At 70.5% G+C, this 1339-nt stretch carries 2 protein-coding genes; both read right to left on the bottom strand.

Going from position 1 to position 1339, the window contains the following annotated elements:
- Positions 1-66: 66 nt before the first annotated feature.
- On the bottom strand, positions 67-651 hold the full coding sequence (locus ACTWPV_RS49675; protein ID WP_443157222.1) for a TetR/AcrR family transcriptional regulator: 585 nt from the start codon (positions 649-651) through the stop codon (positions 67-69).
- Positions 635-1339: hypothetical protein (locus tag ACTWPV_RS49670; protein WP_443157221.1), on the bottom strand; the 705-nt coding region annotated here is incomplete at its 5' end. The genes ACTWPV_RS49670 and ACTWPV_RS49675, both read right to left, overlap by 17 nt.

Raw genomic sequence — 1339 nt, 5'->3', positions numbered from 1 at the left:
TGGAAACTCGATATGCCCGCAGGTTCGCAGGAGGGCCCGTAGCGCCTAATCCGCCAAACGACCGGTTCACGCTCGCAGCTGGGCGAGCGCGGCGTCCAGTACGGCCGGGGCGTCCAGCTCCGGATCGTTCGCCCAGTCGAGCCAGACGGACAGCAGGATGCCGAACACCGCGCCCGCGGCGGCTCTGACCCGGGCGTCGTCCGGCGGACGGGCGAGTCGGGAGGCGACGAGATCGGTGAGGGTCTGCTTGGTCCTGGTGACGTTGGCGAGGCTGGCCGCCCACAGCGCGGGGACGCTGAGCACCAGGGCCTGCCGTTCCCGCTTGGCGGTCACGTCGGCGTCGGTCAGGTCGGTGAACATCGCGCGAAAGGCGTTGCGCAGCGCCTGAACCGGCCCGAGCTCCGCCGGTTGCGCCGCCATGGCCGTGGTGAGGAGGGCGTCGTAGTTGTCGAGGATGACCAGGGATTCCTTGGTCGGGAAGTAGCGGAACACGGTCCGGTGCGAGACGTCGGCCGCCTCGGCGATCTGTTCGACGCTGGTCGCATCGTAGCCCTGCTCACTGAACAGGCGCAGCGCGTGCCGCTGGATGGACGCCCGGGTGTCCGCCTTCTTGCGCTCGCGTAGTCCGGGGCGATCAGGGTCTGGCGTCATGGGGATCCTTGAGCGGGACGACCGTGCGGTATTTGCCGCCGTGGGACTGCTCCGGCGGTTCCGCGGTACGTTCCAGGATGACATGATCGAGGCCGTGCTCGGCGAGCAGGCCGGCGATCCCGTCGCGCACCTCGCGCCACACCGTGCCGGGGTCCGCTCCCGGCGTGACGCGCAGCCGTACACGCAGGGTCGTGGGCTTTGTCTGGACGATCTGATAGAGCTGGACCCCCGGCGTGCGGTCGACCAGCGTGTTGAGCATCAGCGGCGCGATCACCGCGGAGCCGCCGCCGGCCCCGCTCCCGAAAGTGAGCACGTTGGCCACGCGTCCCCGCACGCGTAGGGCGGGCAGCGGGTTGCCGCACGGGCACGGGTCCGGCCGCTGCAGCACGCTGTCGCCGAGGTCGTAGCGCAGGATCGGCTGCACCCGGTTGGCCAGGTTGGTCACCAGGACGGTGTGCGACTGCTCGCCGGGAGGGGTTGGTGAGTAGTCGGCTTCGACCGGTTCGGCCAGGACCCAGTCCCCGTTGACGTGATACCAGCCGTGCGCGCAGCCCTCGGTGAGGAAGGGGCACTCGCTGGCACCGTAAGTGTCGCGCACCTTGGCGCCGAACGCGCGGCCCAGCAGCGCGTAGTCGTCCTCGGTCAGGGTTTCGCCGGCCGGCTCCACCAGGACCGGCGCGACGCGCAG

Source organism: Nonomuraea sp. KM88, assembly GCF_052245635.1.
Lineage (GTDB): Bacteria > Actinomycetota > Actinomycetes > Streptosporangiales > Streptosporangiaceae > Nonomuraea.
Note: the sequence above shows the minus strand (reverse complement) of the source record. Positions and strands in the feature narration are given on the sequence as shown.